We start from the raw sequence: 18852 nt of genomic DNA, 5'->3' as shown, positions 1-18852 counted from the left end.
AGTAGTGAGGGCTTTGAAAGATTTATTGAATGCAAAGAGGAACGAAATGCTTCAATTAGTGGAGCAGCTAGTGAATATAGATAGTGGTTCTCATACGAAAAAGGGTATTGATGAAATTGGTTCGATTTTAAAAGCGAAATTTGAAAGCCTGGATTTTATTGTGAATACCGTCGAGCAGCAGAATTATGGAAATCAGCTGGTCATCCAGCATCGTGAGGCATATCAACCGCATATTCTGGTCGTCGCCCATATGGATACGGTTTTTCCAGAAGGGACAGCGCAAAAACGTCCTTTTAGTGTGAAGGGAAATCGGGCATACGGTCCTGGTGTAGCTGATATGAAGGCTAGTTTAGTTGAGCTTTTTTATGCGGTCCTTTGCTTGAAACAGACGGGGCAGACAGGCTATAAGCATATTCAAATCATTCTCAATAGTGATGAAGAGATCGGGTCTCCGTCTTCCGCTTCACTCATATCTGAAAAAGGGGCCAATAAGAAGTTCGCGTTAATTCTTGAACCGGCAAGGACGGATGGTTCACTTGTCACGGCAAGAAGGGGATGCGGTCAATTTAAAGTGGATATAGTGGGGGTGGCAGCCCATTCAGGGATCGAACCGGAAAAGGGTCGGAGTGCAATTGAAGAATTGGCTAATAAGATCATTGCCTTACACCGATTGAATGATCAAAAGAAAGGTATCAGCGTTAATGTCGGCATGATTGAAGGAGGTTCTGCTGTCAATGCCATCGCTGCCCATGCGGCTGCTTTTGTGGATGTACGGATCTCGGAAAAAAAGCAAGAAGCTATCATTCTTAAACAACTGAAAAAAATCTGCGCTGAAACTTATATTCCAGGGACGAAAACGACATTAAGCGGGAAAATGGACCGGTCTCCCATGGAAAAGAACGAGAAAACGAACTTGCTTTTAGAGACTATCCGTCAGGCGGGGGAGGAAATCGGCATAAAAATAACAGATACGGCCACGGGTGGAGGTTCGGATGCATCTATTACTTCTGTATTGGGGATAGCGACGGTAGATGGACTCGGGCCCATTGGAGGGAATGCACATAGTGAAGAGGAGTATTTGGAAATTCCCAGCCTGACAGAACGGACTCTCCTGCTGGCGACCGTCCTTCAGAAATTAGCAAAAATGACCTAGTACACTAATTCCGATTAGACTGCTTATATTTCGCTTGTCATAAATGATGTTTATGATATATTGTTAATTGGGAAGCTAAATAAGAACAGAATTTATTGGAGTTGAATATATATGCTGCATCAGTTTTCACGAAATGAATTAGCAATAGGCAAGGAAGGCATCGATATCCTGAAAAACACGACCGTTGCTGTCCTGGGGGTAGGAGGCGTAGGTTCTTTTTCGGCTGAAGCATTGGCACGCACGGGGGTCGGCCGTATTATTCTTGTGGATAAAGACGATGTCGACATCACAAATGTAAACAGACAGATTCATGCACTATTATCAACAGTCGGTCAACCGAAAGCGGAATTGATGAAAAATCGCATTCAGGACATCAATCCCGACTGCGAAGTGATTTCCCTTAAAATGTTCTATACAGAAGAAACGTTTGAAGAATTCTTCAGTTATGGACTGGACTATGTCATTGATGCATCCGATACGGTCATTTATAAGATGCATGTGATGAAGGAATGCCTGAAACGGAATATCAAGGTGATTTCAAGCATGGGGGCCGCTAATAAAATGGACCCGACACGTTTTCAAATTGCCGATATCTCCAAAACGCATACCGACCCGCTTGCCAAGGTCATTCGTACTAGATTGCGTAAAGAGGGCATAACAAAGGGAATTCCCGTTGTCTTCTCCGACGAAAGTCCAATTGTCATTCGTGAGGATGTCCGAAAAGAAGTCGGCAATGATGAGGCAAAAATCCGTAAGGCCCAAATGCCGCCATCTTCGAATGCTTTCGTACCATCTGTAGCAGGCTTAATTGCAGCAAGCTGGGTGATCAATGATATTTTAAAAGATATTGAAGTACGCCGTGTAAATGATTGATAAGTTGACTGACTCTATACAGGGTCAGTTTTTTTTTGTCTAATAGGAGATATTCCCTTTAAATAACTTTTTTATCCATATCATATAGACGGGGTCGAAAGAATGAGATAAACTATTTTCAGAATATTATTTTTTATTCAAATATTCTATTTATTAAAAAGAACATACAAAACAAGGGGGTTTCAAATGAAGAAGAAAAAGCTAGCAGGAGTGTTCCTATCACTTTCTTTGGTTGCAGGGACGCTGGCAGGTTGTAGCGGCGACTCGAAAACTAGCAGTTCAGGCGGGGGTTCATCCAAATCGGGTGACACGATCAAAATTGGGGCCAACCTTGAACTGTCCGGAGGTACGGCATCATTCGGCCAATCGGCTGCCGATGGTTTGAAGCTGGCCATCGATGAAATTAATAAAGAGGGCATCGACGGTAAAAAACTGGAAATCGTCAAGGTTGATAATAAATCAGATGCAGCAGAAGCTACAAGCGGTTCGATCAAGTTAGTCAGCCAGGACAAGGTTGTGGCTGTAGTCGGATCAGCGACAAGCACAAATACATTGGCACAGGTTCAGGTCGCACAGGATAATAAAGTTCCTCTTCTCACACCAACTGCAACAAATCCCGACATCACCAACAAAGCTGGAAAATTAAACGATTATGTGTTCAGAACTTGCTTTATCGATCCATTCCAAGGTACGGTGGCAGCCAATTTCGCATCTGACGAAATAGGGGCGAAGACAGCTGCGATCTATGTGGATAGCGCAAGTGATTATTCTAAAGGATTGGCCGCCGCTTTTAAAGAAGCGTTCACTGCCAAGGGTGGTAAAATCGTGGCGGAAGAAGCTTATGTTACAAAAGATACTGATTTCCGCTCTACATTGACACGTATCAAATCCGCCAAACCAGAGTTCGTTTTCCTTCCTGGTTATTATGAAGAAGTCGGATTGATCTTAAAGCAGGCCCGTGAAGACGGCATAGACCTTCCATTCATGGGTGGAGACGGCTGGGATTCCCCGAAAGTCGTTGAAATTGCCGGAGCGGAGGCTTTAAAAAATACCTATATCACGAATCACTATTCCCCTGAAGATGAAGATGCAAAAATCCAGGATTTCGTTGCAGCCTTCGAAAAGGAATACGATAAAACACCGGATGCCTTTGCAGCACTTGGCTATGATACTGGTTACTACCTGGCTGATGCCATCAAGAGATCTGGAGATGCTTCCCCCGAAAAAATCAGACAAGCGTTGGAAGAAGTCAAAGATCTTCAATTAGTTTCCGGAACGCTGAACCTTGATGAAAATCATGATCCGATCAAATCGGCGACCATCTTGGAATATGTAGATGGCAAACAAACATTCAAGACGAAAATCAATCCATAATACCTTACGTGGATAGGGGGCAAGTCCCCCCTATTCTATATTCACTTAAAAAACACCTTATCGGGGAGAGTGCAATATGGAACTGATTCAACAATTGGTAAATGGCATTTCACTCGGCAGCATTTATGCATTGATCGCGCTTGGTTATACGATGGTATATGGAATCGTCAAACTGATAAACTTTGCCCATGGCGACGTATTCATGGTTGGTTCATTTGTAGGGTTTTACGCCATTACCGTAATGGACTTATCTTTCATCCCGGCTTTATTGATTTCGATGGTCACTTGTGCCATCTTTGGCGTTTTAATTGAACGGATCGCTTATAAACCCCTTCGTAATGCAACACGGATTGCGGCCTTGATAACGGCCATCGGTGTTTCCCTTCTAATAGAAAATGGGCTGATTTACATCCGGGGCGCCCAGCCGGAAGCCTATCCAAATAATGTCCTTCCGATGGATAAACTCGATATATTGGGAGTTTCCATCAGCAGTCAATCGATATTGATCTTATCTGTATCCATCATTTTAATGATCATCCTACAATTCGTTGTCCATAAAACCAAAATCGGCAAAGCGATGCGTGCCGTTTCATTCGATTCCGAAGCTGCTAAGCTTATGGGAATCAATGTGAATAATACGATTTCAGCTACCTTCGCCATAGGCTCGGCTTTGGCAGGGGCTGCCGGCGTCATTTTTGGGATCTACTATATTAAAATCGAGCCGTTGATGGGTGTCCTTCCTGGCCTTAAAGCGTTTGTTGCAGCAGTCTTGGGTGGCATCGGCATCATTCCGGGAGCGATGGTCGGCGGACTGCTGCTTGGAGTGATCGAGGCTTTGGTCAGTGCTGCCGGTTACTCATTATGGCGCGATGGTGTGGCTTTCGTCGTTCTTATCTTGATTTTGATTTTCTTGCCGCAGGGACTATTCGGTAAAAATAAAAGAGAAAAAGTATAGGGGAGACAAGGCGATGACTACTTTAAAGAATTCAAAGGGTTTTTGGCTCTCGATCGTGCTCGCACTTATTTTTTTCGGAATCATGCAGTACACCATTACAAACGGTATGCTCAATCCATTTTATATCAACACACTCATGTTCATAGGCATCAATATCATGCTGGCAACGAGCCTTCATTTAATCATTGGAATAACCGGGCAGTTCTCGATCGGACATGCAGGGTTTTTAGCGGTAGGGGCCTATGCTTCGGCAGTCATGACAATGAAACTGGAACTTCCTTTCATCATGGCAGTATTGACTGGGGGCATCATCGCCGCAGCTGCCGGTATGGTGATCGGGATACCCAGCTTGCGTCTGAAGGGGGATTACTTGGCGATAGCTACACTAGGTTTTGGGGAAATTGTCCGGATAGTCCTCTTGAATATTGAATATGTAGGCGGGGCAAGCGGAATGCAGGTTTCCCATCTGACTACATGGCCATGGGTATTTGCCTGTGTCATGATCACCGTCATAGTCATCCGGAATTTCACCAATTCGACTCATGGACGTGCATGCATATCCGTAAGGGAGGATGAAACGGCGGCTGATGCGATGGGAATCAATACGACCTATTATAAAGTGGCGGCCTTCGTCATCGGAGCTTTCTTTGCGGGAATTGCCGGATCGCTTTATGCCCATAATTTCTATATTATCCAGCCATCGAATTTCGGTTTCCTAAAATCCTTCGATATACTGATTTTCGTCGTACTTGGCGGTCTTGGAAGTCTTTCAGGTTCGGTTTTGGCTGCCATTTTACTGACGATCGTGACGACATTCCTTCAGGATTATCCGGAAACGAGGATGATCATATACAGTCTTGTCCTGATCTTGATGATGATCTTCCGCCCGCAGGGTTTAATGGGAACAAGAGAAATCACGACATTGTTCACACATAAAAAAACGAAAGGGGGTCCAAAGGATGGAAGCCACAATACCGTTGCTTAAAGTAGATGCGGTGGGTATCCGTTTTGGCGGATTGAAAGCCGTGTCCGATGTGAACATGGAATTATTTCCGGGGGAACTTGTAGGCCTGATCGGACCGAATGGAGCTGGAAAAACGACCTTCTTCAATTTGTTGACGGGTGTGTATGTCCCTACAGAAGGGACGATTGCCTTGAACGGGGAAAATCTAAAAAAGCAGCAGCCTTATAAAATTACCCGAAAAGGGATTTCGAGGACCTTTCAAAATATCCGCCTCTTCAGTGAGTTATCTGTGATCGATAATGTGAAGGTTGCTTACCACTCGCTTGCCAAGCATATGATCCCAAGCTCCATTTTCAGGCTACCGGGACATTTTTCCGGTGAAAAGGAAATGGATGAAAAGGCGTTGGAATTCTTGAGGATTTTCAAGCTTGACCATTTTAAGGATGAAAAAGCGAAGAATCTTCCATACGGACAGCAAAGGCGGCTGGAAATTGCACGTGCTCTCGCGGCAAACCCCAAACTGCTTTTACTGGACGAACCCGCAGCAGGTATGAACCCGCATGAAACGAAAGAATTGATGAATCTCATCGCTTTTATCAGGAAGGAATTCAACCTTACCGTATTGCTCATCGAACATGATATGTCACTGGTCATGGGGGTATGCGAACGGATTTACGTACTTGATCATGGACAGATTATCGCTCATGGAAAGCCGGAAGAAATCCGCAACGATCCTAAAGTTATCGAGGCGTATCTAGGCGAGGAGGTTTCATGATGCTGATAATAGAAGACATCAATGTGTATTACGGCAATATCCAAGCGTTAAAAGGTGTTTCCATGGAGATTAACGAAGGGGAGATCGTGACTCTGATTGGAGCGAATGGAGCCGGAAAAAGCACGTTGCTCAAAACGATATCCGGGCTGTTAAAACCAAAGCAGGGAAAAGTTCTGTTCAAAGGCGATCCGATTGGAGGAAAAGCTGCACAGTCCATCGTGAAAATGGGCATATCCCATGTACCTGAAGGCCGCCGTGTCTTTGCGAACATGACGGTTGCCGAAAACCTGGAGCTTGGAGCCTATTTGAGAAACGACAAAGAGGGCATCAAAAAGGATATGGAAAAGGTCCATGAGTTATTTCCGAGGCTGCTGGAGAGAATCAAACAGCAGGCCGGCACGCTTTCAGGTGGTGAACAGCAGATGCTTGCTATGGGCCGGGCTTTAATGGCGAAGCCACGTTTATTGCTGCTCGATGAACCTTCGATGGGCCTTGCACCGCTGCTGGTAAAGCAAATATTCAACATCATACAGGAAATCAGTGAAGCGGGGACAACAATCCTTTTGGTCGAGCAAAATGCCAATCTTGCTTTATCCATTGCAGATCGGGCTTATGTCGTTGAAACGGGCCGAATCGTCCTTTCGGGCAATGCCGAGGAACTCACTTCAAGTGAAGAAATTAAAATGGCCTATTTAGGAGGCCACTGAACCGCCGTTTGGCGGTTTTTTTTTGTGGGGAAATGAGGATTGGGATATAAAAAATATACGAAGAAGCATAAAAATGAGGTGGAGGTTCATGCAGGATTTTATACATTCAAATAGTATTATTCAATTTTGATATAGGAATTAAGACTAAAAAAGAGCAAAGAAACTGGGTTTAATTCCCTATCAAGATGCTTGTATTTTGGTAAAAATGTAATTAATAGGATGATATAAATGAAAGAATGAATAAATTTTTTTGAGTAGTAATAAAGGATTTTACAATATTAATATAGTTAAATTATCAGTTTTTTCTGATTATATCCACTGTTTTCGCAATATTTAAAATATATAAAAATAAAAACGACCTGTACATGCTGTGAAAAATATCCTATTTATCGAATTCTTCTCACAATTATTGTATAGACGGAATGAAAATTATGCGGTAAACTATTTTTCGAAATATTAATTTAATTTAAAAAATTTCATCTAATCAATTTCTTCTGAAGCATCGTGAATAAATATTCACGCATCAGAGCTATGATTACAAAATGGAGGGATTATTTATGAAGAAGAAAAAACTAGCAGGTGCATTCCTTTCTCTAACACTTGCTGCAGGAGTTCTAGCGGGTTGTTCCGGCTCCGGTTCATCAGATAAATCAAGCGGGGACGGTGATACGATCAAGATCGGTGTCAACCTTGAATTATCAGGTGGTGTAGCTTCATATGGTCAATCGATTGCGGAAGGCCTGGAACTTGCGACTGCAGAAATCAATAAAGAAGGCATTGACGGAAAAAAAATCAAACTAATAAAAGTCGATAATAAATCTGAAGCGTCTGAAGCGACTAGCGGAGCAATCAAGCTGACATCTCAAGATCAGGTTGCAGCTATCGTAGGTGCAGCGACAAGCACGAACTCGATTGCCCAAGTGCAAATTGCACAAGATAACAAAGTGCCGGTCATCTCACCTTCCGGTACAAGCCCTGAAATCACTTTCAGCAAGGATAAATTGAACGATTACATTTTCAGGACAAGCTTCATCGATCCGTTCCAAGGAACGGTTGCTGCGAATTTTGCCAGTACTGAAGTCAAAGCGAAAAGTGCAGCCATCTATATTGACAGTTCAAGCGATTATTCAAAAGGTTTAGCCGCAGCCTTTAAAGAACAATTCGAAAAAAATGGCGGAAAGATCGTGGCTGAGGAAGCTTACATTGCGAAGGATACTGATTTCCGTTCCACATTGACTCGTTTGAAATCGGCAAAACCTGATTTCATCTTCCTTCCTGGTTACTATGAGGAAGCTGGTCTGATCGTGAAGCAGGCACGGGAAACTGGACTTGATGTTCCATTTATGGGCGGCGACGGCTGGGACTCTCCTAAGCTAGTAGAAATTGCCGGTACAAAGGCTCTAAATAATACGTTCATCACGAACCATTATTCTTCAGGTGACCCTGATGAAAAAATTCAGAATTTTGTGTCAGCATTTAAAGCGAAGTACAAAGATAAATCCCCGGATGCATTTAACGCTCTAGGCTATGACACAGGATATTTCCTTGCAGATGCGATTAAACGTGCTGGATCGGCGGATTCAGAAAAAATTAAAGAAGCACTGGAAAAAACGGCGGACCTTGAGCTCGTAACGGGTACATTTACATTGGATGAAAAACATAATCCAATCAAATCCGCTACCATCCTTGAATTTAAAGAGGGTAAACAAGTATTCAACACTAAAATCAATCCTTAATTCCGGAGAACAACTCCAACCCTTTCGCCGGCCCTTCGTCAATCAGAAGGTGCTGGCGAATTCTCATTTTTCAAGCATACCAGGTCGCTGAACTTCCCCTTAGCGGAAAGAGAAGAGTCTGGACTTATCACTTATAAAATTAGATTTTTCAAGGAGAGTCGAACATGGAATTGATACAACAGTTAATAAACGGGGTTTCACTAGGAAGTATTTATGCCCTTATCGCTCTCGGATATACGATGGTTTACGGGATTGTTAAATTGATAAACTTTGCACATGGGGATGTCTTCATGGTTGGCTCATTCGTTGGATTTTACTCGATAACGGTTCTGGATCTATCATTCGTGCCCGCTCTATTAATCTCGATGACGGTCTGTGCGCTCTTTGGGGTATTGATCGAGCGAATCGCGTACAAGCCATTGCGTAACGCAACGCGTATTGCCGCACTTATCACGGCCATCGGGGTTTCCCTTTTGATCGAATACGGATTCATCTACGTCCGTGGTGCACAGCCGGAAGCTTATCCGAATGATGTATTGCCTGCAGACAAGTTCAATATTTTTGGAGTTTCCATCAATAGTCAATCGGTCTTGATTTTTGGAGTGGCTGTAGTCCTGATGATCATCCTTCAAATCATCGTTCATAGAACAAAAATAGGAAAAGCCATGCGTGCCGTTTCCTTCGACGCGGATGCAGCTAAACTGATGGGAATTAATGTTGACAACACGATTTCTGCCACCTTTGCAATCGGTTCCGCATTAGCTGGGGCAGCGGGCGTCATTTTCGGTATTTATTATATTAAGATCGAGCCGCTTATGGGAGTGCTTCCGGGATTGAAGGCATTTGTTGCCGCCGTACTTGGAGGGATCGGAATCATACCGGGCGCGATGGTCGGTGGCTTATTGCTTGGTGTCATCGAGGCATTGGTCAGTGCCGCCGGTTACTCATTATGGCGTGATGCCGTAGCCTTCGTCGTACTGATTCTTATCTTGATTTTCTTGCCACAAGGCTTATTCGGTAAAAACAAAAAAGAAAAAGTATAGGGGAGACAAAGCAATGACTACAATTAAGCGAGCAAAAGGTTTTTGGCTCTCGATTTCACTATCATTGATCTTTTTCGCCGCAATTCAAGTGTTAATCGGCGGCGGATCGCTAAATCCTTTTTATCAAAATACGCTCATGTTCATCGGGATCAATATCATTTTGGCAGCGAGCCTTCATTTGATCATCGGGATAACCGGGCAGTTTTCCATCGGACATGCAGGATTCCTTGCAGTCGGTGCCTATGCTTCAGCCGTTTTGACCATGAAGCTGCAAATGCCATTTGCTCTAGCGTTGATTGTGGGCGGTTTGGCGGCAGCGTTGGCAGGATTGATCATCGGAATTCCAAGCTTACGCTTAAAAGGCGATTACCTGGCGATTGCAACCCTGGGATTTGGGGAAATCGTCCGGATCATGCTTTTGAATATCGATTATGTTGGCGGGGCAAGCGGCATGCAGGTTTCCCATTTGACCACTTGGCCGTGGGTTTTCGCTTCCGTTATCGTTACGATCATCGTCATCAGGAACTTCACAAGTTCTACCCATGGAAGAGCGTGCATATCGATCCGTGAGGACGAGACGGCTGCCGATTCGATGGGGATCAATACGACCTATTACAAAGTTGTCGCGTTTGCGATCGGTGCTTTTTTCGCCGGAATTGCTGGAGGGCTATACGCTCATAACTTCTACATCATCCAGCCATCGAACTTTGGATTCCTGAAGTCATTCGATATCCTGATCTTAGTCGTACTGGGAGGCCTTGGAAGTCTGTCAGGAGCCGTATTGGCTGCCATATTACTGACTGTGGTCACGACATTCCTCCAGGATTATCCCGAAACGCGTATGATCATCTACAGCCTAGTGCTTATCGTCATGATGATTTATCGTCCACAAGGTTTAATGGGGACAAAAGAAATAACTTCCATGTTCAAACGTAAAGGAGGCAGCAGCCATGAAAATAAAAACACCGCTGCTTAAAGTCGATTCGGTCGGCATCCAGTTCGGAGGGCTTAAAGCCGTTTCCGATGTTAACGTCGAGCTGTACCCTGGGGAATTGGTTGGCTTGATTGGTCCGAACGGTGCCGGGAAAACCACTTTTTTCAACTTGCTGACAGGGGTTTACGTCCCGACGGAGGGAACGATTTCTTTAGAAGGGGAGGACTTGAGAAAAAAGCCTCCATATAAAATTACGCAAAAAGGAATCAGCCGGACATTCCAGAACATCCGCTTATTCAGCGAACTATCCGTGATCGATAATGTTAAGGTGGCCTATCATTCCCTTTCGAAGCATAGCATTTTAAGTTCGATCTTCCGGATGCCAATCCATTTTAAAGGCGAAAAGGAAATGGATGAAAAGGCAATTGAGTTCCTGAAGATTTTCAACCTGGATCAATATAAGGATGAAAAGGCGAAGAACCTACCATATGGTAAACAAAGACGTTTGGAAATCGCCCGTGCACTTGCAGCCAATCCGAAACTGCTTTTGCTGGATGAACCGGCAGCGGGAATGAACCCCCAGGAGACGCACGAGCTCATGAACCTGATTGCCCTCATCCGTGAGAAATTTGATTTGACCGTATTATTGATCGAACATGATATGCCGCTGGTCATGGGTGTTTGCGAACGCATATATGTACTCGATCACGGACAACTGATCGCTCAAGGAAAGCCAGAGGAAATCCGTAACAATCCAAAAGTCATCGAGGCCTATCTGGGCGAGGAGGTTTCATAATGTTAAAAATAGAGGACATCAACGTCTATTACGGAAACATTCAAGCCTTGAAAGGAATCTCGCTTTCTATTAACGAAGGCGAAATCGTAACCCTGATCGGGGCGAACGGAGCCGGAAAAAGCACGATGCTGAAAACCATTTCCGGCCTATTAAAACCAAAACAAGGGAAAATCATATACGAAGGGCAATCCATCGGTGGAAAGGCAGCACAATCCATCGTGAAAATGGGCATTTCCCATGTGCCTGAAGGACGGCGGGTCTTCGCTAACATGACGGTTGAAGAAAACCTTCAGCTTGGTGCTTATTTACGCAAAGATAAGGCAGGCATCAAGCAGGATATGGAGAAAGTCTATGAATTATTCCCGCGTTTGCTTGAGCGCCTGAAACAGCAATCCGGAACCCTTTCCGGCGGGGAACAGCAAATGCTCGCAATGGGCAGGGCACTCATGGCCAAGCCCCGGCTTCTATTATTGGACGAGCCATCCATGGGACTCGCCCCATTATTGGTGAAGCAAATCTTTCATATCATCGAAGAAATCAATAAAACCGGTACAACCATTCTGCTGGTCGAACAAAATGCCAACTTAGCCCTATCCATCGCGGACAGAGCCTATGTTGTCGAAACCGGCCGAATTGTCCTATCAGGCAAATCAGAGGAACTGACCGCAAGCGAAGAAATCAAGAATGCCTATTTAGGAGGACATTAAACCGCATATGGCGGTTTCGGACTGTAGACAAACTCGAAGAAAAGCGAGTTTGCCTGCAGTTTTTTTGTTTGTAAAACTCGAACGTTGATTTCCACTCCAAGCACTCGCTTTCCGCGGGCGGTCCGGGAGCCTCCTCGGCTTGCGCCTGCGGGGTCTCCATTGGACTCGCTTTTCCCGCAGGAGTCTCGCGCCTTCCGTTCCAATCAAACTTTGTATTAATATTTAGATAGAACTCCATGTTGCCTGCAGTTTTTTTTGTTTGTAAAACTCGAACGTTGATTTCCACTCCAGGCACTCGCTTTCCGCGGGCGGTCCGGGAGCCTCCTCGACGCTTCGCGCCTGCGGGGTCTCCCTTAGACTCGCTTTTCCCGCAGGAGTCTCGCGCCTTCCGTTCCAATCAAACTTTGTATTAATATTTAGATAGAACTCCATGTTGCCTGCAGTTTTTTTTGTTTGTAAAACTCGAACGTTGATTTCCACTCCAAGCACTCGCTTTCCGCGGGCGGTCCGGGAGCCTCCTCGGCTTGCGCCTGCGGGGTCTCCATTGGACTCGCTTTTCCCGCAGGAGTCTCGCGCCTTCCGTTCCAATCAAACTTTGTTTAATATTTAGATAGAACTCATTTTGTCGACAAACCGAGACCGTTTTATAGCGGTTTTTTTGTTTTTTAAATAAGTTATTTTAACTAGTTAAAAAGGTTAGTAAAACCAAATCACGCGGTATACAATCTAGTTAGGGATAATAGTAGAATGGGTTCATGATCAAACCTCATCCGTAGCTATTGTTAATATTATTTTTTTGGAGTGATTTCATGCACAAACATATTCAGGCCTTACTGCCGGTATTATTGCTGTTTATGATTCTGCCAATCTGCCAGCCGGATGCTGCATCTGCAGAAGAGACCCCGCAATCAGATGGTGTCATCGTCAAATATAAAGAGACGAACGATGAGCCGATCAACGACTTGATAGAAAAGGTGGAGGTTCCTACAGGGGAAACGACCGACAACCTGATCAAGGAACTTGAAGAACGGAAGAATGTGGAATATGCAGAGCCAAACTATCTTTTCAAGAAGATGGAAAGCCCGAACGATCCAGCCTACAATGACCAGTGGCATCATAAAAAGCTTGGTACGAATGCAGCATGGACAAAATCCATGGGTTCCAAGGAATTGATCGTGGCCATCATTGACGACGGTATCGATCGCAACCACGATGACTTAAAAGGGAAGGTCGTCAAGGCCTATGATACTGTAAGCAATCGGAAGAATATCATACCAAAAGGTGAACATGGAACGCATATCGCAGGCATCATTGCCGGTTCTGCCAATAACGGCATAGGTGGAACGGGTGTTGCACCGAACATTAAACTAATGCCGATCAACGTTTTTGATGGGGAGTATGCCGATACTGCCGATATCATAGACGCCATACATTATGCCGTTGAGCAAAAGGCAAACATCATCAATATGAGTTTAGGAGACACCAATTATTCGGAGGCATTGAACAAGGCCGTCCAGGAAGCCTATAAAAAAGGCATACTGATCGTTGCGGCTGCCGGTAATGAAGGAGATATGGGGAAAAATGTACAGCGTGTCTACCCAGCTGCATTCAGCCATGTCATTTCCGTTGCCGCCACTGACTCAAAGGACAAGCGTCCCAGTTATTCCAACTACCATTCAACAGTCGATATTGCAGCACCTGGGGATGATATCCTTTCAACCTTACCAGGTGAAAAATACGGCTGGATGAGTGGAACATCGATGGCCACGCCAATGGTGGCGGGTGTAGCGGCACTGATTTGGTCCCATGAGCCCAAACTCAACAAATTGGAGGTCGAATACCGCCTCTATGATTCAGCCGTGGATCTCGGTGCGAAAGGGAAAGACATATACTATGGAAACGGGCGGGTCAATGCCAAGAAAGCACTGGAAATGAAGACGCTGACCATACCGGCCGTGCCCGCGATTTCCGATAAGGACACCAAGATCAATGGAAAAATCCCAACCGATTTCAAAACGGGGACCGTCTCCATTTATACCGATAAAAAACAACTCGCCACAGTGAAGATCAACGGCGAAAAGACGTTTACAGCGACGATCGGAAAACAACCAGCAGGCACGACCATCTCTACTAGGGTCATTGATAAATCGGGAAATAAAAGCATACCCGTTTCATTTAAAGTGGTTGATAAAACGGCTCCAGCAAGACCTTCAGTAAATTCGGTAGGTGACAATACCGTAAAAGTTACTGGAAAAGCGGAAGCGAGCACTACCGTCACTGTCAAAAATAGTAGCACGATTCTCGGTAAAGCAACTTCCAATAGTGCTGGGAACTTTACCGTAACGATATCAAAAAAACAAAAAGCCGGAAAAATCCTATCCGTTACAGCAACGGATAAAGCAGGTAATATAAGCTCGATCAAAACAGTGACCGTCACAGACAAAACAGCACCAACTAAACCGACGGTCAACACAGTGACAACAAAAACGACAAAAGTAACAGGCAAAGCAGAAGCCAACTCCACTGTATCCATCAAAGCATCAGGAAAAGTGATCGGTTCTGCTACAGCAACGACTAAAGGCACATTCTCGGTTAAAATCCCCAAGCAAAAAGCCGGGAAGAACCTATATACCTATGCAAAAGACAAAGCGAAAAACGTAAGTGAATCGAGGAAAGTCACGGTTAAAAAGTGATAAAAAAACGGCGGCCCCCAATATTCGATGTGGGGGCTGTACTTGCTGCTATCTTCGTTTTATTTTAAAAACACAAATAAGGTGCTGCCATTACGTAGCACCCCAGCTTTACAATTTCTAAACGACTTCTTCTTGTTTTATTTTTTCTTTGAATGTAACCAGTCTATAAAGTCATCCCTGAAAACCCTCTTGGACCTTTTTAAACGAATTAAAGGAAAATCGGGATTTCCCATGTATTCATCAGCAGTTCTTTCACTAACATTTAAATAATCTGCCAAATGCTCTACAGTTAATAATTCTGGTAGTTGTGATATCTCATCCATTTCGTTCGTTATTATTTTTTCCCTTCTTTCATGAGTTACGTAATTTATATGCCCTTCTCCAATGCATACTGCTTCTTTCTTAGAACACATAGGACACGTCAGAGTATCAATTCTATCTTCCATAACAGAAAGACGAGATACTACGCCAAACAGTGTTTGACAATTTTCACATAAATAAGTATATACACCTTCCACTTTCAAATATAACACTCCTTGACTTATCATTTGTTAAACTAACAAAATCTATAAGTAGCCAATCTGATATGTGATAGGCTTAAGCGCTTTTCACTAATCACTTTTCTATTATTGTGCTACCCCGAAGGTACTTCTCCATTGTTAAAGCCCTTCTCTAAATAGAGAGGGGCTTAATTATTAATTGTATAAATTAAAAATTCTTTTGTATCTCTACTATATTTATTTATATCAGCAATTAATTAAAAAAAGGAATAAACAATTATTCTGAATTGTCTATATTCCCTATATAACATCAAGAAGGATGAATTACATAGCTTTAGTCATTGGAAGAACCCCGGGCTAATTCGTATATATAGGTGATGGCGATCCCCCTATCAATAAAGCAATCAGGATATAGTAAATTGATTGTAAATGGACTTCCATGAAAAATTTTGGTTCTTGCTGAAATTTTAGGATAAAACGTTTTATACGATCATGGGCGAAGTTGGCTGAGACAAAGTAGCTTTTCTCCAGACAAAAAGGAACGTTTATGAACATTGGTTTGTATATCATTGAAATCAGATAGTTGTTTTACGGTCCAAACGGCTTTTTTATGTAAAAATCTTTCTACATCTATATCAGAAGGAGATATGACAGACACGCAATGCTAATCTATAAAGTTTTGCGACATTGGCTTCTCGTAAGTGTATACGGGATCGTTTTATTTCCAAATTGGATAGAGTTCATCGACCATCTTACCTTCTTTGGTCTATTATAAAATCACCTTAATATTAAAAACTTCCTAACTATTAGGAAAATGTATAGGCTTGGTATAGGTAAAACGCTTACATTAATATAAGTGTGAGGAGGAAATACTAATGAAAAAACGTTACATTAAGTTATTAGAATATTTAGAACAATATGGTAATGACTATGTAAGTGGAAGCGAGCTTGCTAATCTATTTAATGTAACGACAAGAACTATTAGAAATGACATTAAGGAAATAAATGAAACTTTTTTAGATAAAGTCATAATTACTGGTAATACTCAAAAAGGATATAAATTAGTTGGGGATTTATCAAATATTCAGCAAAATGAAGATGATTACGAAGAACGAGCTTTTCATATAATAAAAACACTTTTATCTGAAACTGATTTTATAACTTATGATGAACTGGCAAAAAAACTTTATTTTTCTACTCAAACAATTAGGAAAGACGTACAAAGATTATTTCAAATAATCCAAGCCGAAAAATGGAACATTGAAGTTCAAGCAATTATCTTCCAAGGAGTAAGGCTTAAGGGAAGTGAAGTAGAGAAACGTCTATTACTAAAAAAATTAGTAACAACAAATTGTTTAAAGAGAATGTCGCTTGATGAAGCGCTGCAATACTATTTTGGTGATTGGTTTAGTCAGTCCTCCATTCAATTAGTATATTCTTGTATTGAAGAAGAAGTCACTAAGTACAATTTGTTACTAAGCTCGGAAGAACTATTCGCAATATGTGTGAACATAATTATTAGTTTAAAACGAGTGGGCCTTCATCAAAAAATTGCTGAAAAAGACATGAGGTTAGATAATACCTGCTTTGAAGAATTAAAAATAGCAAAGTTAATCCTTAGTCGTTTAGCTAAGGAAATGAATGTACAGTTTGACGAATATGAATATCAGTATTTATGCTACCTGTTAATTTCTTTACAAATATTACCGAAGGAAAATGAAGTAACTGTGCATGAACACTCAGATGAAATAGAGGAAAAAGTAAAAGCGGTTATAAAAAATGTTGGGGATCGATATGGTTTTTCAAGTCGAAAGAATGAAAAGTTATTTAATCGCCTATTGGTACATATTACAAAGTCATTATATCCATTAAAATATTCCTTTCCTTTAGAGAATCCATTTATTTCTCAAATAAAGTCGGAATATATGAATGCTTATAATATTGCAGTAGTTTTAGCGAAAGAATTACAATTTTGCTTAAATATAAAGATTCCAGAAAATGAAATCGGTTACTTGACACTTCATATTATGAATATTATTGAAAATTCCCAAGAAACAAGGAAAAGAATTGCAATTATTTATGGGAAAAATCCGTTAGTAGGTAAGCTAATAGAAAGAAAAATAAATTTATACTTCCCAAATATTAAAATTGATGGTTTATTTGCAAATCATGAAATCCATTTACTTCCTGAAGAGATAGAAACTATAGTAACTACTAGTTTAATCCTTGAGGAGCAACACCTAAATGTGAAAAATTATATTCGTGTTAGTGAAATGATTACAAATGAAGATATGAAGACTATTTCTATTCAATTGAATCGTGGCTTACTAAAGTACTATTTATCTCCGAATGATCTTTATTTCTTAGATGAAGAGAATCAAATAGATGTATTAAAAAGCCTCACGCAGTTTGGAGATATTCAACATCTGTATACAAGCATTAATGAAAGAGAAAAGATGTCGAGTACTAATATTGGTAATTTAGTTGCCATGCCGCATCCATTTGATTGTGGAAATAACAAAAAATTACGAGTGTTAGTAGCAATAAATAAACAAAAAATTTTGTGGGGAGACAAAATGGCTCAAATTATCTTTCTATTTATCCCTCCAAAAAATCAAAAGGTAAATAATACAAAGTTTTTTGAAGAGATTCATGATGTGTTTAAGCAAACAAACATGACAGAAAAATTATTAAATGTAACCAATTATGATGAGTTTTTGGAAGTTTGGTCTTCCAAATAATATTAGGAGGAATAGAAATGTTAATGAATATGAAAGATTTACTTTTAGTAGCTTATGAGAATAAATTTGCAGTTGGGTCATTTAATGTAGCAAATAGCGAATTTGTCAAAGTTGTAGTGAGTGCTGCAGAGGAGCGGAAATCTCCCGCTATACTTCAAATTCACCCGAATGAAATTAATTTAGTGACTGATGAATTTGTGGCATATGTACGAGAGGCTGCGTCAAAGTCTAAAGTTCCTTTTGTTATTCATTTAGACCACGGGGCAACAATTGAAGATATTACTCGATCTATTAGAAATGGCTATACGTCTGTGATGATGGATGCGTCACATTTACCATTTGAAGAAAATATGGCATTAACAAAAAAAGCAGTAGAACTTGCTCATATGGTAGGTGTGTCTGTAGAGGGTGAACTAGGTACTATTGGAAGTAATGAGGGTAGTTCAGAAGGCGGAGCAGATGAGATTTTATATACGAATCCTGATGAAGCAGCCATTTTTGTTGAAACAACAGGAATTGATACGCTTGCTGTTGCTGTTGGAACTTCACATGGCTTATACCCAGAAACGAAAGATCACTCTATTAAAATTGATCGATTAATGAAGATTCATGAAAAAGTAAACATTCCTTTAGTTCTCCACGGTGGATCAGACAACCCAGATGAAGAAATAAGACAAGCTGTGAAACATGGTATTGCCAAAATTAATTTATCAACAGATATGAAGAGAGCGTTTTATAACCAATTAAGAGCTACGCTGGATGATAATCCAAATGCTTACGAACCAGATATATTAATGCCTGAAGCAACGAAGGCAGCTATTGAATTAGTAAAGAAGAAAATGGATCTATTTGGTTCAACTGGAAAAGCATCACTCTATAAATTAGGAGAAATTTAAGAGGA

The 18852-nt window shown here is 41.8% G+C and carries 16 protein-coding genes; 15 read left to right on the top strand and 1 reads right to left on the bottom strand.

The features are described from left to right. Positions 1-46: 46 nt before the first annotated feature. From ACDZ29_RS01885 to ACDZ29_RS01825, 13 genes are all read left to right on the top strand, one after another. Positions 47-1153: a M20 family metallopeptidase gene (locus ACDZ29_RS01885; protein WP_375089662.1), complete on the top strand. Its 1107-nt coding sequence runs from the start codon at positions 47-49 to the stop codon at positions 1151-1153. Between the two features lie 111 nt (positions 1154-1264). Then, a complete protein-coding gene (locus tag ACDZ29_RS01880; RefSeq protein ID WP_230155021.1) occupies positions 1265-2026 on the top strand; it encodes a ThiF family adenylyltransferase in 762 nt (253 codons plus the stop codon). A 186-nt stretch (positions 2027-2212) separates the two neighbouring features. Then, positions 2213-3400: an ABC transporter substrate-binding protein gene (locus tag ACDZ29_RS01875; protein WP_289325884.1), complete on the top strand. Its 1188-nt coding sequence runs from the start codon at positions 2213-2215 to the stop codon at positions 3398-3400. A gap of 76 nt (positions 3401-3476) precedes the next feature. After that, the gene (locus tag ACDZ29_RS01870) at positions 3477-4355 is read left to right on the top strand and encodes a branched-chain amino acid ABC transporter permease (RefSeq protein ID WP_098369668.1); all 879 of its coding nucleotides are present in this window, start codon (positions 3477-3479) and stop codon (positions 4353-4355) included. 13 nt (positions 4356-4368) lie between these two features. Next, on the top strand, positions 4369-5340 hold the full coding sequence (locus ACDZ29_RS01865; RefSeq protein ID WP_289325883.1) for a branched-chain amino acid ABC transporter permease: 972 nt from the start codon (positions 4369-4371) through the stop codon (positions 5338-5340). Beyond that, positions 5315-6094, top strand: a complete 780-nt coding sequence (locus ACDZ29_RS01860; RefSeq protein ID WP_375089658.1) for an ABC transporter ATP-binding protein — start codon at positions 5315-5317, stop codon at positions 6092-6094. The genes ACDZ29_RS01865 and ACDZ29_RS01860 overlap by 26 nt, the downstream gene beginning before the upstream one ends. After that, positions 6094-6801 carry an ABC transporter ATP-binding protein gene (locus ACDZ29_RS01855; RefSeq protein WP_375089656.1) on the top strand — a complete coding sequence of 236 codons (708 nt, stop codon included), beginning with the start codon at positions 6094-6096 and terminating at the stop codon, positions 6799-6801. Before ACDZ29_RS01860 ends, ACDZ29_RS01855 begins: the two co-directional genes overlap by 1 nt. Before the next feature lie 557 nt (positions 6802-7358). Then, positions 7359-8537 carry an ABC transporter substrate-binding protein gene (locus ACDZ29_RS01850; RefSeq protein WP_375089654.1) on the top strand — a complete coding sequence of 393 codons (1179 nt, stop codon included), beginning with the start codon at positions 7359-7361 and terminating at the stop codon, positions 8535-8537. Positions 8538-8701: 164 nt separating this feature from the next. Further along, positions 8702-9580 carry a branched-chain amino acid ABC transporter permease gene (locus tag ACDZ29_RS01845; RefSeq protein WP_289315527.1) on the top strand — a complete coding sequence of 293 codons (879 nt, stop codon included), beginning with the start codon at positions 8702-8704 and terminating at the stop codon, positions 9578-9580. A 13-nt stretch (positions 9581-9593) separates the two neighbouring features. Continuing rightward, positions 9594-10556 (top strand): branched-chain amino acid ABC transporter permease, encoded by a 963-nt coding sequence (locus ACDZ29_RS01840; RefSeq protein ID WP_289315528.1) that lies wholly within the window; start codon positions 9594-9596, stop codon positions 10554-10556. Continuing rightward, entirely contained in the window at positions 10531-11310 is a 780-nt protein-coding gene (locus ACDZ29_RS01835; protein ID WP_289315529.1) for an ABC transporter ATP-binding protein, read from the top strand. The genes ACDZ29_RS01840 and ACDZ29_RS01835 overlap by 26 nt, the downstream gene beginning before the upstream one ends. Next, positions 11310-12017: an ABC transporter ATP-binding protein gene (locus ACDZ29_RS01830; protein ID WP_063232914.1), complete on the top strand. Its 708-nt coding sequence runs from the start codon at positions 11310-11312 to the stop codon at positions 12015-12017. The genes ACDZ29_RS01835 and ACDZ29_RS01830 overlap by 1 nt, the downstream gene beginning before the upstream one ends. An 809-nt stretch (positions 12018-12826) precedes the next feature. Further along, complete coding sequence (locus ACDZ29_RS01825) at positions 12827-14710, top strand: S8 family serine peptidase (RefSeq protein WP_375089651.1); 1884 nt, start codon at positions 12827-12829, stop codon at positions 14708-14710. Between the two features lie 137 nt (positions 14711-14847). On the opposite strand, the gene ACDZ29_RS01820 is transcribed toward ACDZ29_RS01825, so the two are convergent. Continuing rightward, on the bottom strand, positions 14848-15234 hold the full coding sequence (locus ACDZ29_RS01820) for a helix-turn-helix transcriptional regulator (RefSeq protein ID WP_375089649.1): 387 nt from the start codon (positions 15232-15234) through the stop codon (positions 14848-14850). An 851-nt stretch (positions 15235-16085) separates the two neighbouring features. Between ACDZ29_RS01820 and ACDZ29_RS01815 the strand changes: the two genes are divergently transcribed. Both ACDZ29_RS01815 and ACDZ29_RS01810 read left to right on the top strand, forming a co-directional pair. Further along, a complete protein-coding gene (locus ACDZ29_RS01815; protein WP_375089647.1) occupies positions 16086-17951 on the top strand; it encodes a BglG family transcription antiterminator in 1866 nt (621 codons plus the stop codon). 17 nt (positions 17952-17968) lie between these two features. Then, on the top strand, positions 17969-18847 hold the full coding sequence (locus ACDZ29_RS01810) for a ketose-bisphosphate aldolase (RefSeq protein WP_375089645.1): 879 nt from the start codon (positions 17969-17971) through the stop codon (positions 18845-18847). Positions 18848-18852 lie beyond the last annotated feature (5 nt).

This window comes from Peribacillus sp. RS7 (genome assembly GCF_041956845.1).
Taxonomy (GTDB): Bacteria; Bacillota; Bacilli; order Bacillales; family DSM-1321; genus Peribacillus.
This window is presented reverse-complemented; position numbering and strand designations above follow the sequence as displayed.

Excerpts from the sequence above, each read along its gene's own strand:
- ACDZ29_RS01885 (WP_375089662.1), top strand. The coding sequence starts at position 47 with ATGCTTCAATTAGTGGAGCAGCTAGTGAATATAGATAGTGGTTCTCAT.
- ACDZ29_RS01880 (WP_230155021.1), top strand. The coding sequence starts at position 1,265 with ATGCTGCATCAGTTTTCACGAAATGAATTAGCAATAGGCAAGGAAGGC.
- ACDZ29_RS01875 (WP_289325884.1), top strand. The coding sequence starts at position 2,213 with ATGAAGAAGAAAAAGCTAGCAGGAGTGTTCCTATCACTTTCTTTGGTT.
- ACDZ29_RS01870 (WP_098369668.1), top strand. The coding sequence starts at position 3,477 with ATGGAACTGATTCAACAATTGGTAAATGGCATTTCACTCGGCAGCATT.
- ACDZ29_RS01865 (WP_289325883.1), top strand. The coding sequence starts at position 4,369 with ATGACTACTTTAAAGAATTCAAAGGGTTTTTGGCTCTCGATCGTGCTC.
- ACDZ29_RS01860 (WP_375089658.1), top strand. The coding sequence starts at position 5,315 with ATGGAAGCCACAATACCGTTGCTTAAAGTAGATGCGGTGGGTATCCGT.
- ACDZ29_RS01855 (WP_375089656.1), top strand. The coding sequence starts at position 6,094 with ATGCTGATAATAGAAGACATCAATGTGTATTACGGCAATATCCAAGCG.
- ACDZ29_RS01850 (WP_375089654.1), top strand. The coding sequence starts at position 7,359 with ATGAAGAAGAAAAAACTAGCAGGTGCATTCCTTTCTCTAACACTTGCT.
- ACDZ29_RS01845 (WP_289315527.1), top strand. The coding sequence starts at position 8,702 with ATGGAATTGATACAACAGTTAATAAACGGGGTTTCACTAGGAAGTATT.
- ACDZ29_RS01840 (WP_289315528.1), top strand. The coding sequence starts at position 9,594 with ATGACTACAATTAAGCGAGCAAAAGGTTTTTGGCTCTCGATTTCACTA.
- ACDZ29_RS01835 (WP_289315529.1), top strand. The coding sequence starts at position 10,531 with ATGAAAATAAAAACACCGCTGCTTAAAGTCGATTCGGTCGGCATCCAG.
- ACDZ29_RS01830 (WP_063232914.1), top strand. The coding sequence starts at position 11,310 with ATGTTAAAAATAGAGGACATCAACGTCTATTACGGAAACATTCAAGCC.
- ACDZ29_RS01825 (WP_375089651.1), top strand. The coding sequence starts at position 12,827 with ATGCACAAACATATTCAGGCCTTACTGCCGGTATTATTGCTGTTTATG.
- ACDZ29_RS01815 (WP_375089647.1), top strand. The coding sequence starts at position 16,086 with ATGAAAAAACGTTACATTAAGTTATTAGAATATTTAGAACAATATGGT.
- ACDZ29_RS01810 (WP_375089645.1), top strand. The coding sequence starts at position 17,969 with ATGTTAATGAATATGAAAGATTTACTTTTAGTAGCTTATGAGAATAAA.